The organism is Candidatus Methylomirabilota bacterium, assembly GCA_003104975.1.
In the GTDB taxonomy this organism is placed as follows: domain Bacteria; phylum Methylomirabilota; class Methylomirabilia; order Methylomirabilales; family Methylomirabilaceae; genus Methylomirabilis.
The window spans coordinates 170,053-187,670 of the sequence record PQAM01000008.1 but is presented as its reverse complement, the minus strand read 5'-3'; the positions used below and the strand labels follow the sequence as shown (position 1 = coordinate 187,670).

The window sequence follows — 17,618 nt, the reverse complement described above, 5'->3', positions numbered from 1 at the left end:
TTTTGTTGACTGAGTTGAGAGTGTTTTGGCTTGACATAGCTACTCAAGTGAGGCGTGAGAGCACCCGGGAGAGGCCTCGGGAAGATGCGACGAGATGCTGGCCAGGCGAGATCCGCCTACGCCGAGAAAAGGCATTTGCGTTAACCTCACAAGAAACGGCCCAGTCCCGCATTACCGTATCCTCCTGCTACCCGATTTGCTATTTGATGCTCTTTACGATATCGGTTGCGTCATTTTGACAAAGCAATATGAAGCTAACCCATCTTCAAGAACTTCCAAAGATTTCGTCAGCAATCTCGACCCCCGTCGGGTTGTGGCCAGCGAAAACCAGACAGTATAGAGGAGCCTTCTTGCTATTCCTTTTCAAAGCTGTAGGTCTTGAACTTCAGGGTGCGGCAGTTCTCCGTTACGATCCGTACCGTCTGGTCGGGCACACCGTCTGGAACATCAGCACGAATCTCCAACATGACTTCGACGTGGGACCCCAGGAGCCCCGATAGGTGTTGGACAACCTCTTCTGCGATCCGCGCGGCATCGCGCCCAATACGCGTAGCATCGAGTACGACGGTGGCATAGAAACGACGGGGAGCAGCGACGACAGGAGCTAGGGGCCTACTTTGGACCTCTTCTGGGCCTGTGGAAGATGCCGCACCTTTATCGGTGGGAGGCCGTGGCACATCGACCTGGCGTTCCTTGTCGGCTTGCATCTGAGAGCTTGCCACATCGGGTTTCACCAGGAGGCTATGCTCATCTAAGGTGACGCGGACGCCTTGGCCGACCTGGAGGCCAACGTATCTTTTCCGCTGTTCGTCCCACTGATCGGCATAGGCGAATGTTTCTGGCTGCCACGTGAGGCGGGCCAGACCATCTCTCACGGCGTTCATCAATACAGAGTCGTCACACAACCTGGGCAGGTAGAGGTACGTGGCGAAATCCTCGGCCAACTGCTTGATGCCCACGCGATCGCCGCGCCAGAGCGGAATGCGATCCAGTTCATGCCTCAATCGCACACCGCCAAGCTCGACGAGCAGCATCTCTTCGTTTTTAAGCTTCTTCGAGGCGCGCACCGCAAGCGCCTCCTGACCCTGCTGCCGTATCTCGTTCCACTGCACCGATCCTTTCGGGTCGGGCTGACCGGGAACCAATAACCACTGATAGGCCTCGGGGATTCGCGCATCGACCGTCTCATCGGCGCTTCGGCACTTGGTCTCGGCCTGGCGCGACTGAAAAGGATCCAAGTTCAGGGGTTCTCGCTGGTCCACGATCGACTTCCATGCTAGGTAGTGTCGCGTCGCATGCTCCAACTCCTTCAGTCGCCCGCCATCGGCCGCCAAGAAGACGAGCGTGTTCTTGTAGGTCCTGGGGGCGGTGCCCCGATACTCAAGAATTGCAGCGGCTTCGCGCAGAGCTGGGCTATTCTGGTCTCTGCCGGTGTGTGGATATTCAGGCGCGAGGATAACCAACCGAGCTTCCCGCTCGTCCGGCACGTCACCGCCGGATGCACAAGGGTGCACCTTGGCGAAATCGCCCCTCGTGCGCGCCTGCAGACGAAGGCGCCTACCGATCTCCACCAGGACATCCTCGTCACGGAGTTGAGCGGCGCGGTCATCGGCCAAACGGGTCACGGTAGGCTGAGTGGAGAACCAGAATCGCCTGCCATCAACGTAGAGGTAGGTGGCGCGGTCGGTGAGCCGCCGAAGCGCGTCACCAAAAATAGCCGCGCTCTCGCCCGGTTGGACGCACCCTAGCCTCACCTGTCGGTCATCGATCCCGCGGTGCGCCGCTCGCTGGGTCGGTGCCGAACCGACATAGATGGTTCTAGCCACGCGCCTGCAGGCAGAATACCGGCCCAGGTTCGGGTTTTCGCGGTCGAGCAACAACGGGAGCGAAAGGGATCCGTCGACGTCCTTCTCGATCACGGGCACCCACTGATCTTCCAGATACCGGGTCAGCTCGAACTGCACGCGCGGGTCGTCCACCGTGACGTTCGCAGGCATGATGAGCAGGTTGCCGTCCTGTCGCTCCCACAGCGAGTGAATCACAGCCGCCATGAGGCGCAAGACGCCGCGCGTCCGCTGGAACTTTTCAAGTGTAGACCAGTCGTTGTAGAGGCGGTCGAATAGCTCGGGGTGGATGGGATACGCGGCCTTGATGCGCCGTTCGTAGTTCGCTTCGCGGCATTCGCTCGGGAACTCTTGTTGCTGGGTCCCGTACATTTCGACGAAGGCTCGGGCTACTTGATCGCGATCGACGAACTTGGCCGGGTTAGTGATCGGCTGGAACAGGCGACGGCGCACGATCTCGAAGCCCTCATCAGGGCTCGCCGGCCGCCACGAAGCCTCCACCCGACCGATGGCGTTCTTCAGCCGCGTCAAGGCCGCGCGGCCTCGCTCACCACCGATCTCGATCTCCGAGACCCGCTCTCTTCCCTCCTGAGGACTTGGGCTTTCGGAGGCCGGGATGCTCACCACCAACAACGCCTTCTTGGCCGCCTTCGCAGACTCGGTGAGCGCCTGAGCAAAGGTGAACTGAGTATCAAAGGTTCCCCCGGGCAACCCTCCGTTGTCGTGAAGTTGCCTGGCGTAAGCGACCCACTCATCAATGAGAATCAAACACGGAGAGTATCGATTAAACAGCTCCCGAAGCGCATCGCCGGGGTTCGTGGCGGTCTCGTCAGCCTCCTTGATGATCTTGTAGCCTTCCTTCCCGCCAAGTTGCCACGCGATCTCACCCCACAGCGTGCGGATGACGGTGCCATCCGGCTTCTTGTGCGACTGTCCTGGAGATACCTTTGTCCCGACGACCACCGCACGCCTGACCCCCTTGGGCAAGGATAGGTTGGCCTGTTTCAGGAGGTCGTCCACTCCTGGCAGCTCTGCGGCCGCCGTGCCCGAGAACAGATGATACAGCGCGAGCATTGAGTGCGTCTTGCCGCCGCCGAAGTTGGTCTGGAGCTCAACCACAGGATCGCCGCCATTCCCGCCAAGTCGCATCACGGCCCTTGTCACCAAATGCTTCAGGCCTTCCGTCAAGAACGTCCGGCGGAAAAATTCGGCAGGGTCTTTGTACTCATCCGATCCCTCCCCCAAATACACCTGCCAGAGGTCGGCGGCGAACTCAGCCTGCTGGTACCGCCCGGAGGCAACATCCGGATGCGGCGTCACGACCTCCCGCCAGGGCTTCAGGTGTCCCGCAGGCTTGCCTTCTACCGGAGACACCGCAGCCTTTCTGGCCTCGGACCGCCGCTGTTCCTCGAACCGCAGGCGCAGCAGTTCCATTTTCTGCTTTTCGACGCCCGCCGTTTCGGGCGCTGAGACCGCCGTCAGCAACCTCCCGACACTGTCCAAGGCGCGGTAGGTGTCGTCGCTGCTGAAGTTCTCCATGTGCGCCCATCGATTGCGGATATCCCGCAACTCGCTTACCAGGCTCCGCTCGGCATGCCCCAGGATGTTCTTGAAGGTGGCGTTCCACTGGTCCCATATCACCATCAAGGTCGTTTGCGGATCGGCCCAGTTGACCTTCTTCCCCCCAAAGGACTCCGCAGCCACATCCGCCCACTTGGCCTTGTACGTGGCCTTCAGTTCGCGTTCCACGAACGGCGCGAGCCCTTTGCTCAGAAGGCCCAGGGCCTCGCCGACGCGGTCACGATTGGTTTTTGCCATGATTCGCCTCCCTAATCGTTCCCGAACAGCTCAGGCTGTTGGCTCTCCGATGTTGGCGCGTGGGCCAGTCTGACGATCTCTGGCCAGGCAACGACCAGCCCATTGTAGGACAACGCCTCCTTCGACCAGCCCTTGCGCTCGCAGATCTTATAGAGACGGTAAGCCAGTTCCCGCGCCATTTCACCCATGCCGCTACCCAGTCTTCTCAAAAGTTCCGCCGATGCGCCCTCTCCGCCCTGCTCCAGACTTCTGATAAGGTGCTGGGTGGCTTCCCATACGGTTCGACGCCTGTCCTTGGTAGGGTCCCAGTCCTCAGGCAAGTCGTCTCGACCGATAAGTTTGACCTTGCCAGCACGCGCCGACACAATTCCCGCTTCGACCAGCCCACTCACGGCCGTGTTCTTGGCCTTGGAGAGGGTTTCCGCGTCTCCGAATTGCCCCTCGGCCATCCCGTACTGTTCGAACCACGCCAGCGCCCAGCGGGTGTCAACATCGAACTCCGCCTCCTGTTCGGCGAGGACCTCGTCCAGCGTCTGATTGATGAGGGAAAGCGCCGTGCGCACGGTCATCGCATTCCCGCTTGACTCCATTACGCGGGCGTATCGGGAGAAGACTGCCATGCCGGGGCCGATAGAGGCCTGCGCGAGATCCACGGGCGCGATGTTTCCATGCTGAAGGTGTTTCAGCGCCTCAGGAAGTTCGCGCTTGAGTTCGGCAATAAACTCACGACGGCTGCACTGAGGGGCGTCGGTAGACCGAGGTCGGCAGGCTAGGACGATGTAGGATGCCAGAGCATTCGTTCCCATAGCCACCATGCGCCACTTCTGCGATGCCCGGACGGGCCACGTCGCAGTGATCTGGAAGCCGCTGCCCAGAAGCGCCTCCAGGAGCGTTTCCCATCCGGTGGTCCGATCCACACCGTTTTGGCTTCTTCGTTCTGTCTCCTGACTTCGGTCGTCTTCCTCCTCGCTGCCTGCCTCCTCGTCTTCCTGCTTGAAGGCATAGTAGACTGTGAGAGGGAAACGATGGTCCATCTTCTCGTGGAGGACGGTGAACGCCTTGCGAAAACCCGTCTCGAAGTGATCTTTCGCCTTTTGCCTGTCACCACCGAAGCGCTCCGGTGCGGCCACAAGTTCCGGTTCCTTCGGCACTAGGATCGTCTTGAACAGTTCTGGGTAGAGATCGCCAATTGTCCGCCGGAGCCACACGTAGAAGAAGTCGCTGAGGGCCGCATAGCCGATGTTGTCGTAGTACGGCGGATCGGTACTGACCAAGATGTTCTGAAGATCGTCCCAGGCGCTCGCGGCATCGATCTGCCTGCCGTAGCTTATCTGGCTCACGGACATGGTTAGGATGCACTTTGCCGTACGTTCAATGCAGGTGGACCACCCGCCGACAACGTCTTCTAGGATGTTCGCTTCCGCAAAGTCCCAAACCATCGGGATTGCTTGACGCTTGAAGAGGTTTCGCACGACTTGATCGGAGTGATTCCACGTGCATAAGGAGTTGCCAAGATCTGCGCAACGATTGAGGTTGAGCGCCAGAAAGGTGGTGACAGCCTCGGCACGTTCCTCTCCGTCCTTGGGCGACAAGCCAGCGTCGACAGCGTCTCTCAACACGTCCTGTCTGATCTCCCTCACTAAGTCGCTGAACGTCACCAGCGCTATGAGTTGGCGACGCGTAAACAGGTCGCCCCATGCTGTGAGACCATACGGCGTGCAGGTACCACCCGTAAGCCTTACAGGCACGTCGCCTTCTGGATACCACTCAGGCGTTGCCGCCAACGCGATTTCTTCTTGCTCAGCCGACCGCGGAACATAACACCGCTTGCGGGTGCCATCAGCAATAATGGCGAGGAGTCGCATCCCCAACCTTCCGGCCACTCCTTCCGCCTTGATGTAATCATCGTCGATGGACGCATTTGTGAGGAGGCAGCGAAACTGCGCACGCCCGGTCTTGGTACCGGCCTTGATCGCTGTGCGATCCTCAGGGGTCCCGGTTCGTACCCCGAATTGCCACATGTCGTGAGCCCTATCCACTACCGGTACGAGCCAGACCTCACTGCCCTTTTTGCTTGAGAGCCAAAAGGTACTGATGAGAGGTACATGCGCACCACGAGCCGCGGGGTTAGGGCTGGCCACGGTCCGCGCCCAGAGCCAGGCGATCACATTCGCCTCATGTCCGCCATGTTCTTTGGGGAGCTTCACCTTCGGATAGAGATGACCGATCTTCTTGCGGACACGCTCCAGCACAACTCGGCCATAGTAGCGCACGTCGGCAGCCAGCCCGCGCGATCCACGCCATTCGCCCGACACAAGTCTCCGGCCTCCCGACTTTTGACTTCTGTCTTCCGGATTCACCGCCGGCTGGTCCAGCCAGCGGGGAACCAGCTCCAGGTTGCACTTGTTGAGCAGGACAGCCACGGGATTGAGGTCTGCGGCATGCGACTCAAACCCGAGCCGCGCCGCCTCCAGCGGAATGGAACCGCCGCCGGCAAAGGGGTCGAGAACGGGCGGCAGCTTTCCGTCACAGTGCTTGAGTATCTCCTCCCTGGCGAGAGCATAGATTTCCGGATGCTCATGCAGCTTCTTCTGCATCAGTTGTCGTAGAATGTCGAAGAGCCTCTCGCGCTCGGCAATCTGCGCCGCCTCGGTCGGGAACCGTTCCGGATGCGAGGAGGGATCGTCTACGACGGAGGCAAAGAGCACAGCCCGGGCGGTCGGCAGCGGCAGCCGCGCCCACCACTGATGGATACCCTTGGGGTGCGGCCCGATACCTGGCATCTTGTCATACGCCGAGGCGTCGTTGATCTCCGCCAGCGGTAACGCCACTTCGATGAGCTTCTTCCGCTGAGTCATTTCCTATTGTTCCTTGGAAGCAATCTTTCGCCGAATTATCGAAGCAATAAACGCTTGTAGTTTCAGTAGGTTACGAGATTGATTGCTTTTGCATTGCTGCAAAGATTGTTTTTCGCCCTACTGAGCAAACCACTTTCCGGCTCTGGTCATCCCCTCCACGCGAACTCTTCCTTCCCTCTTCAGCTCAGCCAGCAGGCTGTATATGGACCCACGCGACAGATGGGGGAGGACCTGACGGAAGTCCCGTCCCTTGCAGCCTTCCAGCCCTGAATCACGGATGTGCTTGAACAGAAGTTCCTTGTTGGTCTCCCGATCCAGGCCGCGTGTGCGTGTATACACTCCAGCCTTACCGAGGTGTCGGTAGAAGCGGCGCGACAGGAGATGTCTTACACCACGCCCACGTCCGACCCGTTCGATCACGCCTTGTTCCAATAGATGCGGAATTCGATGTCTGAGTACCTCCGGCACCGGCTGCTCGCGGTGGATCAGGTCGATGACCAGGAAATCTTCTGTGCTGAAGGACGCCTGTCGCTCATTTCCGATTTCCTCCAAGAAGCGCAAAAACTCTGGATCCTGGATCTCACCGTGGAGCGTCACCCACACGGAGTGCTCACTCGTATGGGAGAAGTCAGGGAGGGGTTTGCTTTGGCGGATGCACTCGCGATAGATGAGGTCGAAGCCCTGGCCCGCCCGTTCAACCAGCCCGCATTTGCTCAGCGCCTCAGCAATGCGCCGGTTGCGCGGATGCTGTTGCCAGAGGATATTTTCCGGCGTGATGCCAGGCGGGAATCCACCCGGACTGACGATCTCGATCCTGCGAGGATACTGTCGCACAAAGACCGAGCCGCTACTGCGATAGTCGCGATGGCTGACGGCATTGAGCACCGTCTCCCGAACAGCCCGTTCATTGAAGGTGGGCACGTTCCACACGAACAGCCCCTGCTGAAAGTGCTGCTGATCGTTACGGAGATTGACGAGGCTCCACACCTCATCGAGTACGGGGAGGAGCCCGCGCCGGAATTCACGCCGATCCGCAGCAGGGCCTGGCGCATCGCTGGAGCGGTACTCGAAGATCAGCTCGGCCTGGCCGAGATGCCGCCCCAAGGCGGCATGCTTGCCGAGCAGAATCAGTGCGGCATAGGTGATCTTCCCCTCGACGATCAGTTCGGCATCCGTAAGAAGTTGCTCTACGGGCCGGGTCATAATGTCCTGAGCGGGAGCCTTCCGGTGCCACAGACTCCGTAGCACCTCGATGGCCACTGGATCGAGGTCGTCCAGGCAGGCCGCAGGGCAGATCTCGGCCGAGAAGTCCGGACCGGTCTCCTCGTGGATCCGGCGAAGTTGCTCGTCCGACATCGGCACAAGCGCATCGCCCGCCCGCATCAAAAATGAGCCCTTGTACTGTAATGCCGTTCCGGGAAGCCGGGACGGCACGTGGAAGATCAACACTCGGTTATCGCCATGGCGGCACTCCTCGGCTCGAATCTGTAGCCGGAGCTTGTCGAACAAGCCCGCCTCGGTCCGGCCCGGCTCCTGGAAGGCCTTGGTCCCGGTCACCTGACGGGGTCGTGTATCAGTCACACCGAGTACAATTTTGCCCCCTCCTTCGTTGGCGAGGGCCACGCAGTACTTGACCAACTCCTCGAAGTGAAAGCTTCTCGATGCGGTCTTAAACTCGATACGGTTTCCCTCCGATCGTTCGAGGAGCGTCCGAAACTCATCGGGGGTCACGTCTGCACCTCCGCCTTCGAGAGAAGCTCACTGAGGCTATAATTCACGCTGGTGACCCCAAAATCGGGCTCTTTCTGGAACGGCCGACGGATATAGACCGGCGTTTTGGCTTCATCGCCATCCACCTCTACGATGGCCAGGATGAAGTCGTCCGGCTTATTGAACGCCGTAAGAATCTCGTTCTTGGTAATGGTGACCGTGGTGGCGCCGGCAGCCCGTCCCTTGACCTCGATGAACAGAAGCCTGCCGTCCTGGGAAATTTTCGATTCCACGTCGTAACCCAGGTTCTCGGAGCTGACGTCGCGGGGTTTCCTGCCCAGTTGCCGCTCCAAGGCCAAGACAGCTTCCATCGCCAGCCGCTCGACCCGCTGGGTCTCCCGGGCGAACAGCTCTGGCGCCTCGGTCTGCTCACCCTTAAGTCGCCGGATTAGGCTGTTGGGAACGATCAGGGCGCCGCCGGTGGCCACCGGGGGTAGGGGTGAGAGTCGGCGTTCCTGCTCCAGCTCTTCCATCCGTTGGCGGAGCCGGGCCTCAAGATCGTTGGCGCGCTCGCGCGCCTTCGCCGAATTGATCCGGGCGTTGACCCTACCGGCCAGTTCCTGTTCCTTGAGCTCCTCGGCTCGGCGGTCCCAGTAGTTGATCTCCTTGGTCAGGCGATCCTTGACCGCCGCCATGGTCCGCGTGATCATCTCCTCTTTGAACTTCTTGACCTCGTTGAAGTGGCTGGGTACGAGGTACTCGATGGCGTAGGAGAGCGCCTTGCTCTCCAAGTCTCCTTTGAGCCACTCGGCGGTAAGCTCCTGTTCAACCAGCTTGCGTTCTTCCTGGGTGATAGGCCGGTAGTCCAGGTAGGGGGCATACCCTGCTGTGCGGACACTACCCGTCTGGTCCATCTCGACGAACTGCATCTGCCGCGAGACGAGTCGCCGGTTCCCTTGACGGTCCGTGCGCGCGTCCTGAATTGAATGCTCAAGATAGAAGAGCACACGGATCTCCTCGCCGCCTTCGTCACGCGGGTCCACGAGGACAGCCCCTCGCTTCAGCAGGTCGCGGTAGCGTTCCAGGACCAGGTCGATGGTCGCATCCAGAAGCGGGTGTCCGGGACAGATAAACGCGGCGATGGGCTTCCCCGCCACGCTGATCAGCTCCTTGTGAAACGTCACCCGCTCATAGCGTTGCAACACCGGCTGACCTGTCCCGATCTGACGATCACGATTCCGGATCGTCGCCGGTACGTGAGTGATCTCGTACCGCCGAGGTTCCCGCTCCCGGACGGTGCCCCCGAGGGAACGGAAGGCTTCGAGAAAGAACGATGCGATGAAATGAGGCTGCAGGCGGCGGGCCTCGGCCCGCTCCATCTCCTCCTTGATCCGCCGGATAGCGCCGGTATCAAGTGCCTCGTTGGTGAGCGCCCGCTCCTCCAGCAGCTTGACGAGGTGCTCGCGATCCAGTGCTGAGCTGACAACCTGCCGGAGCTTCTCGCGTACCTCCGGCTGCTCACCGTATCGGATGGCCTCGATGAGCAGGTCGCGCAGCGACTTCTCCTGGAACACCTTCCCGAGGACATCGAATACACGGCCGCCCAGGGCCTTGCGTTGCTCACCGATCTTCTCCAAGAGCAGTTCGAAAACCTCACCTTCGCGGGTCTCGTGCGCCACCAGGTTCCAGAGGTGGCAGACCTCGGGCTGGCCGATCCGGTGGATGCGGCCGAAGCGTTGCTCCAGCCGATTCGGGTTCCAGGGTAGGTCGTAGTTCACCATCAGGTGAGCCCGCTGCAGGTTGATCCCCTCTCCGGCGGCATCCGTGGCGACAAGGATCTGAACCGCCTTGTCCTGGGTGAAGGCCTCCTGCGCCTTCTTGCGCTCCTCCCGGCCTATCCCGCCGTGGATGGTCACGAGCGCCTCGCTCCGTCCCAGGAGCGTGCGAAGCCGATCGGCCAGGTAATTCAGGGTGTCGCGGTGTTCGCTGAAGATCACCAGCTTGCGCCGGTGTCCCTGGGCATCGAACATCTCCGCATTGTTCTGAAGCAGCCTCGACAACTCCTCCCACTTCTTGTCGGTGCGGCTGTGGCGCACCTGCTGGGCCAGCTCTTCCAGTCGCCGAAGTGTGCCGATCTCCGCCTCCAGTTCGGCGATGGTCCTGGCTGCCGAGGCCTGATCGACCACCTGCTCTTCGGTCTCTTCGACCTCAGCGCTTGGCGCCTCGTCCAGGTCCTCGATCTCTTCTTCCGTGAGGATGCGAAAACCGCTCGTTGGGTCCACCACGACGTCCACGCCGCGCTTGAGCAGTTTCTCCTCGCGCAGCCGTCGTTCAAGCCGCTCGCGCCGGCGTCTGAGGGATTGGTAGATGGCCTCCGGGGAAGAAGCCAGGCGTCGCTGAAGGATGGTCAGAGCGAATCCGACGAGGTTGCCGCGACGGCCCTGACCCTCTGCCGCAAGCCGCTCAGCCCGGTTCATCTCCTCCCGGACGTAGTTGGTGACCTCGGCGTACAGCTTGGCTTCAAGGTCCGAAAGACGGTAGGCGACGGTGTACGCCCACCGTTCGGGAAAAAGCGGCGTTCCATCGAACTTGAGCAGGGTCTCCTTCACGAGACGGCGCATCAGGTCGGAGGCGTCGACGACATGGACCCCGTCCCGGAATCGCCCCTCAAATCGGTCGGCATCCAGGAGCGCCAGGAAGAGCTGGAAGTCCTCTTCCTTGCCGTTGTGCGGGGTCGCCGTCATAGGCAAAAAGTGGCGCGTGAGTCGGCCAAGAACCTTCCCCAGCTTGTAGCGCTTCGTCTCCTTGATCTCGCCGCTAAAGAAGGAGGCCGACATCTTATGGGCTTCGTCCACGACGATGAGGTCCCACTCCGTCTGTTCCAGCTTCGGGAGCACGTCGTCCTTTTTCATGACGTCCAGACGGCTGATGACGAGGTTCTTCTCGACATAGGGGTTGCCGGTCCGCGCGGCCTCGATGGCGAATCGATCGACGATGTCGAAGGGGAGGTGGAACTTGGAGTCCAGCTCATCCTGCCACTGTTCGGCCAGGTTGCCGGGGCAGCAGATCAAGCAGCGACGTAGGTCGCCGCGGATCATCAGCTCCTTGATGAGCAGGCCGGCCATGATGGTTTTCCCGGCGCCAGGGTCGTCGGCGAGGAGAAACCGGAGCGGCTGGCGGGGCAGCATCTCCTGATAGACGGCAGTGATCTGGTGGGGCAGCGGTTCAATGAGCGAGGTGTGGACGGCCAGCAGCGGGTCGAACAGGTAGGCCAGGCTGATGCGCCGCGCCTCGGAGGCCAGCCGAAACTGGGCGCCGTCGCCGTCGAAGCTGAACGGCGTGCCTTGCGTTACGATTTCCAGCGCAGGCTCGCGATCCCGGTAAAGCAACTCGTTGGCGAGACGGCCGGAGGCGTCTTTGTAGGTCACCTCAACCACGGTCGAGCCGTGCCACTTGACGTCCACTATGGTGACGAGGCGATCGGGCAGGATGCCCTTGACCGTTGCGCCTCGTGTCACGTCTTCCAATCGGGCCATCGGCTTGCTTTAACCCCCCAGGAAGCACAAGGTTGGAAAGGATCGCGGGACGTCGGAACCGTCCTTCCACTGTTTCACCATGGCTGACTCGATCAAGTTTCAGCTTTAAGTTTATGCAGATAGTACCCTAGGTGTTGCCACCTGACAAGGCTCGCCTGCGAAGTATCGTCAAGGACCTTCAATACGGGAGGACGCTAGGGTGGGGTAGTTAGTCCTGCCTGCAAAAAATGCCGGGCAGGACATGGGAGTTCTCAATAGAAGGTTTGAGAATCACCTCGATCCCTCGGCTCGGATCCTCGACTCGGATCTCCCTTGACGGTTCGCGCCGCCAAGCCTAAAGTTACCCCAATGGGAACGCAACCATAAAAAGGTTCTTACTGCGAGAGGAGGGTCTTTATGGCGACGATCCGTATCGGTACCTTCAATGTCGAGAACCTCTTCGCCCGGTACAAGTTCAACAAAGGGGTCGATCCCCAGCAGGCCGTCATCGACGGCTGGCGCGCCGATCAGCGTCACTTCGACATTTATGACGAGGTCAGCAAGAAGATCACGGCCCAGGCGATTCTCGCCACCAAGGCCGATGTCCTGGCCCTCCAGGAGGTCGAGAACCTCGATGCCCTGAAGCGATCTCAAATCGATGATGGAACGACGGGATCCCCGCCAGGGCCGCAAGCGTACCCAAGCCAGGTGCGAGAAGCAGGCAACAACCGTCAAGGAGATCGTCACCCAACGCTTCGGAGAAAGTGCGGGCCAGCACCCTTTCATCGTGTTAGCCCACCTCAACGATTACTTGGAGACAGACGCCCATGGCAACACAGGGATCGCTCAGTTGGTGCAGTGGGACCAGGTGGTCAACATCGTAGACCGTCTGCCGGAGGAAGAGCGCTGGACCCAGTTCTTCAAAGGGAACAGGCAGTGCGATCTTCCGTTCGCCTATCGCCAGCTCGATTACCTCTTGCTGTCGAAGAGCCTCGCCGACGCCAACGGGAACGCGCCCTCCATTGAACGGCGGGGGATGCCGAAACGCGCGGATCGTTATAGCGGCCCACGCTTCCCCGGGGTGGGCCTGAATGAGCCCAAGGCGTCCGACCACTGTCCGGTGGTAGTGGAGCTGACGGTCTAGGTCGCGCAGGAGGCAGGGATGTTTCGTGCTCCATACCACCGACTTATATATCGTATCGGGACGAGGATCGCGCACGTGGGGAAGGATAAGACCCCAGGGACCTCGGTACAGGGTGGGTCATGCACATTATTGAAATGGAAGGGTTGATAGAGCACGAACTCGCAGAAACAGTCCAGCGCCATTATCCGTTGGATTGGAAAGAGGACGTTATCACCCATGACCTGTTGATCAGGTTTCGGAACCGGTTTCGCACGGTGACGCTCCATGGCCTCCGGTATCCCGTCCAGCTTGAGCGGGAGGCGTACAAGCTACATGGATCCAGGGAGACATCGTACGGCGATATCGGCGTTCTCGTCAGGTATCGGCTCCCTTCAGGATGCGACGTAGAGGCGGCTGGCTTCCTCGAAGCGAAACTGCGCGCCCGCGATTCGAACAAGTTTAGGCAGGTGCGCCACGAACAGGTGCACCGCATTCTGTCGAGGTCGAGGCACACCAGGCTTCTCCTGTATTAGACGGCGAGATAGGCTTTGACCCTGATTGGGATTGGCATCCTCGTTCGTTCTACAGCCGTCGAATGGGCCAAGCACGCGTTACACACGGACCTACCGTTCCCCTCGAACTCGCCGCAGCCGTTAATCAGTTCGATGACGGGTTGTATCGATTTGCGCATTCGCTGTCGTATCAGTTCACGAGGCGATTCTTTCATCTTCATGACCTCGACTTCAGTGAGGCGGCTGTACAGGCAGTCAAAGGGTTCCCAGGAGACCTCGGCGCGCCGAGTTTCGTGATGGTCGTTCGGGCAGCAGTGCTTGGGCAAGAACTGCCGGAACCATTTGTGCCGAATGACAACGTGTACGGGCGTTTCGAGTAACGGCTAACAAGGCGTATCTCGGCGGCTTAGTCGTCAGCGTGGGAGGCCGAAGGTCGGCGCCTTTCTGCCACGCGAACATTCGATAGGCAGGCGATGCCATTAACGGAAACGATGGCGGCTTCATCACTTCTATAGCGACCGCGTTCGCCAAGTCGCTAGCGTCGCCTGTAAAACGGTGCGATATGGCCAAGGCGTGGACGGATAAGACCGAATACAGGCATCTGTTCGGAGAGCTAGCTGTGACCGATGACCGCACGTTCGAGCGAGCTGTGCTGCCACTTCTACGTGCGAGTTGGCCTGATACGGTCGGCGTCCCTGCACGTCGAACATTCGATCGCGCTGGCATTGACCATTTGGTGTGGTCGGATAGCCGCCCGTTTCCACTAGTTGTACAGTGCAAGGGCTTCCAGGTTCACGAGCAGGAACTCGGGCGTGAGCAGGTCAGGCAATGCCTTGCCTCAATTCAATCATTTGCGCGGAGCGGCTTGACCACAAAAGTATACCTGCTTGTCCACAATCGACCCGGTAAAAGCGCCGAGTTTCGCCAGCCAATCCAACAAGCGTTGTCTGAACTCATGAACTCGGGGTGCGCCGAGAAGGCGGAGCTTTGGGACCTGTCGCGCATCCTTACAGAAGCCTTCAACAGCGTGCTAAAGCGCGTGCAGGTGGGCATACGTCAATGGAATCTGTCTGTCGCCAACATTCATGCACGGATGGAACCAGAGTTATGCACACCCTTAGACGTCGTACCGCTCCAGACCTCAGAGCTTCTCGTGGATCAACACCGTCTGCTGTCCTCCTCGAAGCCGACCCGTTCTCTCGCAGATCCGTCGACGCAGATATTGGCCGCGCATGTCAGGCTGTGCGTGGTCATTGGCGAGGCTGGCTTTGGAAAGACCACCGCTGCTCTCCGCTCCTTCGGCGTAGGGAACAGACAAGTGCTTTACGTGCCCGGGGCGAGCATCTCTGACAGAACTGTCAGCACCAAGGACTTGCTGGAGCAATGCGTGAGCCTCGATACCCTCCTCAGAGATGTTCAGGATTCAGACCAACCTACCTTGTCCCGAATTGCTCGCCCGGTGATCGCTCACATCCTCAAGGACCCTGAAACCCCTATGATCCTAATGATCGATGGCGTTGATGAGTCAGTCTATCTCTGTCGGAGAGGCGGCATCCAGTCGCTTCTGAATCTGCTGCGAGAAGTCCGAGTGCCCATTGTGCTCCTCGCGCGCTCCGAACTCTGGCACGAGCGCCAAGGCGACTTCACAGCTTCATTCGGTGCAATAGCACGACATGGAATACCCCGACGGCAGCGCATACGACTTATCGAACTCCTGCCGTGGTCGGATGATGAGATTCGCACACTCGCCTCGCGGTACCGAACGACCATAGCCGATCCAGAGCAGAGAGCCCGCGTGGACGTTTTTATCCGCGCTATCCAGAGCGGAGACTACACGCGTTTCTATGGAGATATACCTCGCCGGCCTTTGTTTCTTCGCTTCATTCTAGAGACGGTAGCGGAGCGAGACGTTCACGAGGTTGGGCGTGCCGCGTTGTTTCAAGAGTGGGCAGAACTGAAGATACGCCGGGACGTGACGCGACCGATGAACTGGGGAGTTGTTGGCCGACCACCGGTTACCTCGCACGGCGAAAGTATTGACATGGTCGTGTACCTGGCCTTCTGCGCAATGGCTACCGCTGCCTATCGCATGACGCAGGTCCATAATGGAAGTCTCGAGTTAACGCCGTCCTGCTCCCTAGACGAAGTCCTGTCGGCAGAAAGGGGTTTTTCTGGTATCACAGATTCGACCGGACTCTTCCTGAACAGTCTGCTGGTTCCTCTTCCGAGAGCTTCGGTCGGTGAGCGTCTCAGGCTGCGCTTCGCACATCGGGCATACCAGGAATTCTTCCTTGCACGTCACCTCACGGAGCATCCGGACCTCATTGGTCGACTGCAGATACCACGGTCGATCACGATGTGGATGAGCGACATTTCTCGCTTACAGGAGGCAAGGGGGTCCTTCTAATGCGTACGGTAGTGAGTGAACGAGTGGAGCGCGCTTTTAGCCTAGGATGGCACAGAAAAGTGATTTGGAACGGACGAGCGCCTCGTCAGCAATTGATGCTCGCCGCTCAACCCGGTGATCGGCGCACTCGCCCGTCGGCGCATTACAGTGATGGCGGTAAGAGGAGAAACGCTGGTCTTCTGCAATAAAACGGCAGAACAATCGGAACTGTACTTCAATACAGGAGTGATATCAATGGCAAAGAAGCGTGTGTTCATCAGTTTCGATTACGATCACGACGAAGGCGCGAAGACGATGCTAGCCGGGCAGGCCAAGCTACCTGATAGCCCGTTCGATTTCACTGACGCCTCGGTAAAAGACCCTCTAGCCGGAGACTGGAAGGAGAAAGTTCGCCGACGGATGGATAACATTGACCTGGTGATCGTGTTGTGCGGCGAGCGGACTCATACGGCTAAAGGCGTTGCAGAGGAGTTGACTATCGCCCGAGAAAAATCCAAGGACTACTTCCTGCTCGCAGCATATGCTGACAAGAACTGCACCAAACCGACCACGGCCCAAACCTCCGATAAGGTATACAGATGGACTTGGGATAATTTGAAGGCGCTGATCGGTGGGGCGAGGTAACCAGTCATGCGGCGAGCTTTGTGTGTAGGTATCGACTCGTATTCCTTCGGAGCGCTGCGCGGCTGCGTCAGTGACGCGACGCGTATGGCTGCTCTGCTCGAAAAGCACGAGGATGGTTCACCCAACTTCGGGTGCCGCACGATGGTGGCTCCCAACGGCGGGTCAAACGACGTCGCCACACGCGCGTCGCTCAAGCAGGCAATAGAGCAACTATTCAAAGATAAATCTGAATTGGCTGTGCTCCACTTTTCCGGCCATGGCACCGAAAACAACCTCGGCGGCTACCTCGTCACTCAAGACGCCAAAAGTTACGACGAGGGTGTATCGATGACAGACATACTGAAAATGGCGAACGACTCGAAGGCGGATGAGGTTGTGATTCTGCTAGATTGCTGCCACTCTGGCAATCTCGGGAATGTACCTGCGATCGACAACACGAAGGCTCTGCTCCGCGAAGGCGTGTCGATCTTGACCGCCAGCCGTGGCGATCAAGTCTCGGTTGAGGCTAGTGGCGCGGGACTGTTTACCTCGCTCGTCGCGGATGCACTCGAAGGTGGCGCGGCCGATCTTATGGGCAACGTAACAGCACCGGCGATCTATGCGTTCGTCGAAGCTGCCTTAGGCGCATGGGATCAACGACCGCTTTTTAAGTCACACGTCTCAAAGCTCATCGCGCTCAGAAAGTGTACGCCTGCCGTGGAGACTGCGATCATTCGTGAGTTGCCGATCATATTCCCGGTGCCAGCAGAAGACCTGCCACTGTCGCCCGCGTTCGAGCCTAGTTGTGAAAAACAGGAGGCCGCCAAGACGGAAGTCTTCCGCAAACTTCAAATGCTCAGCCGTGTTCACGTAGTCGTACCTGTCGATGCGCCACACATGTACGATGCGGCTATGCAATCTAAGGCCTGCCGACTCACAGCATCGGGACGGTACTACTGGAGACTGGCGAAGAATAATCGAATCTGATGGCCACGAGTTGAGCTTGACCGACGCGCCATTTCTTAAAGTGGTGAAGGGAACGCGGCTTCTCTAATGAGCAGAAAGCTCTGCCGAACCCAATTGCCCCTTTTTACCTGATCATCTGTGTCCCTTGAGGCGATTCCTGGGGGGTGCCGGAATTTCATCTCGAACCTCGCGATCACACACGGGAAGTGAAGATGGCCAAACACATGAACTCCAAAGGAAGTCGTGACCGTTGAGGAACTGC

General features: G+C 59.3%; 11 protein-coding genes. 6 read left to right on the top strand and 5 right to left on the bottom strand.

What is annotated here, in order from left to right; genetic code table 11:
- Positions 1-353 precede the first annotated feature (353 nt).
- The 5 genes from C3F12_04520 to C3F12_04500 form a co-directional block, all read right to left on the bottom strand.
- Positions 354-3,662: an AAA+ family ATPase gene (locus tag C3F12_04520; protein PWB47246.1), complete on the bottom strand. Its 3,309-nt coding sequence runs from the start codon at positions 3,660-3,662 to the stop codon at positions 354-356.
- A gap of 11 nt (positions 3,663-3,673) precedes the next feature.
- Positions 3,674-6,520 carry a hypothetical protein gene (locus tag C3F12_04515; GenBank protein ID PWB47245.1) on the bottom strand — a complete coding sequence of 949 codons (2,847 nt, stop codon included), beginning with the start codon at positions 6,518-6,520 and terminating at the stop codon, positions 3,674-3,676.
- A 117-nt stretch (positions 6,521-6,637) separates the two neighbouring features.
- On the bottom strand, positions 6,638-8,251 hold the full coding sequence (locus tag C3F12_04510) for a transcriptional regulator (protein ID PWB47244.1): 1,614 nt from the start codon (positions 8,249-8,251) through the stop codon (positions 6,638-6,640).
- The gene (locus C3F12_04505) at positions 8,248-11,766 is read right to left on the bottom strand and encodes an RNA helicase (GenBank protein ID PWB47243.1); all 3,519 of its coding nucleotides are present in this window, start codon (positions 11,764-11,766) and stop codon (positions 8,248-8,250) included. The genes C3F12_04510 and C3F12_04505 overlap by 4 nt, the downstream gene beginning before the upstream one ends.
- A 270-nt stretch (positions 11,767-12,036) precedes the next feature.
- Entirely contained in the window at positions 12,037-12,399 is a 363-nt protein-coding gene (locus tag C3F12_04500) for a hypothetical protein (GenBank protein ID PWB47242.1), read from the bottom strand.
- A gap of 4 nt (positions 12,400-12,403) precedes the next feature.
- On the opposite strand from C3F12_04500, the gene C3F12_04495 reads away from it, so the two are divergent.
- The 6 genes from C3F12_04495 (at position 12,404) to C3F12_04470 (ending at position 17,377) form a co-directional block, all read left to right on the top strand.
- Positions 12,404-12,889 (top strand): hypothetical protein, encoded by a 486-nt coding sequence (locus tag C3F12_04495; protein ID PWB47241.1) that lies wholly within the window; start codon positions 12,404-12,406, stop codon positions 12,887-12,889.
- A 119-nt stretch (positions 12,890-13,008) separates the two neighbouring features.
- The gene (locus C3F12_04490; protein ID PWB47240.1) at positions 13,009-13,401 is read left to right on the top strand and encodes a hypothetical protein; all 393 of its coding nucleotides are present in this window, start codon (positions 13,009-13,011) and stop codon (positions 13,399-13,401) included.
- 62 nt (positions 13,402-13,463) lie between these two features.
- Complete coding sequence (locus C3F12_04485) at positions 13,464-13,760, top strand: hypothetical protein (protein PWB47239.1); 297 nt, start codon at positions 13,464-13,466, stop codon at positions 13,758-13,760.
- Positions 13,761-13,942: 182 nt separating this feature from the next.
- Complete coding sequence (locus C3F12_04480) at positions 13,943-15,787, top strand: hypothetical protein (GenBank protein PWB47238.1); 1,845 nt, start codon at positions 13,943-13,945, stop codon at positions 15,785-15,787.
- A gap of 234 nt (positions 15,788-16,021) precedes the next feature.
- Positions 16,022-16,411: a hypothetical protein gene (locus tag C3F12_04475; GenBank protein ID PWB47237.1), complete on the top strand. Its 390-nt coding sequence runs from the start codon at positions 16,022-16,024 to the stop codon at positions 16,409-16,411.
- 6 nt (positions 16,412-16,417) lie between these two features.
- Positions 16,418-17,377 (top strand): peptidase C14, encoded by a 960-nt coding sequence (locus C3F12_04470; GenBank protein ID PWB47236.1) that lies wholly within the window; start codon positions 16,418-16,420, stop codon positions 17,375-17,377.
- Positions 17,378-17,618 lie beyond the last annotated feature (241 nt).

Coding starts and splice junctions, on each gene's coding strand:
- C3F12_04485 (PWB47239.1), top strand. CDS start 13,464: ATGGGCCAAGCACGCGTTACACACGGACCTACCGTTCCCCTCGAACTC.
- C3F12_04515 (PWB47245.1), bottom strand. CDS start 6,520: ATGACTCAGCGGAAGAAGCTCATCGAAGTGGCGTTACCGCTGGCGGAG.
- C3F12_04490 (PWB47240.1), top strand. CDS start 13,009: ATGCACATTATTGAAATGGAAGGGTTGATAGAGCACGAACTCGCAGAA.
- C3F12_04480 (PWB47238.1), top strand. CDS start 13,943: ATGGCCAAGGCGTGGACGGATAAGACCGAATACAGGCATCTGTTCGGA.
- C3F12_04495 (PWB47241.1), top strand. CDS start 12,404: ATGATGGAACGACGGGATCCCCGCCAGGGCCGCAAGCGTACCCAAGCC.
- C3F12_04520 (PWB47246.1), bottom strand. CDS start 3,662: ATGGCAAAAACCAATCGTGACCGCGTCGGCGAGGCCCTGGGCCTTCTG.
- C3F12_04475 (PWB47237.1), top strand. CDS start 16,022: ATGGCAAAGAAGCGTGTGTTCATCAGTTTCGATTACGATCACGACGAA.
- C3F12_04470 (PWB47236.1), top strand. CDS start 16,418: ATGCGGCGAGCTTTGTGTGTAGGTATCGACTCGTATTCCTTCGGAGCG.
- C3F12_04505 (PWB47243.1), bottom strand. CDS start 11,766: ATGGCCCGATTGGAAGACGTGACACGAGGCGCAACGGTCAAGGGCATC.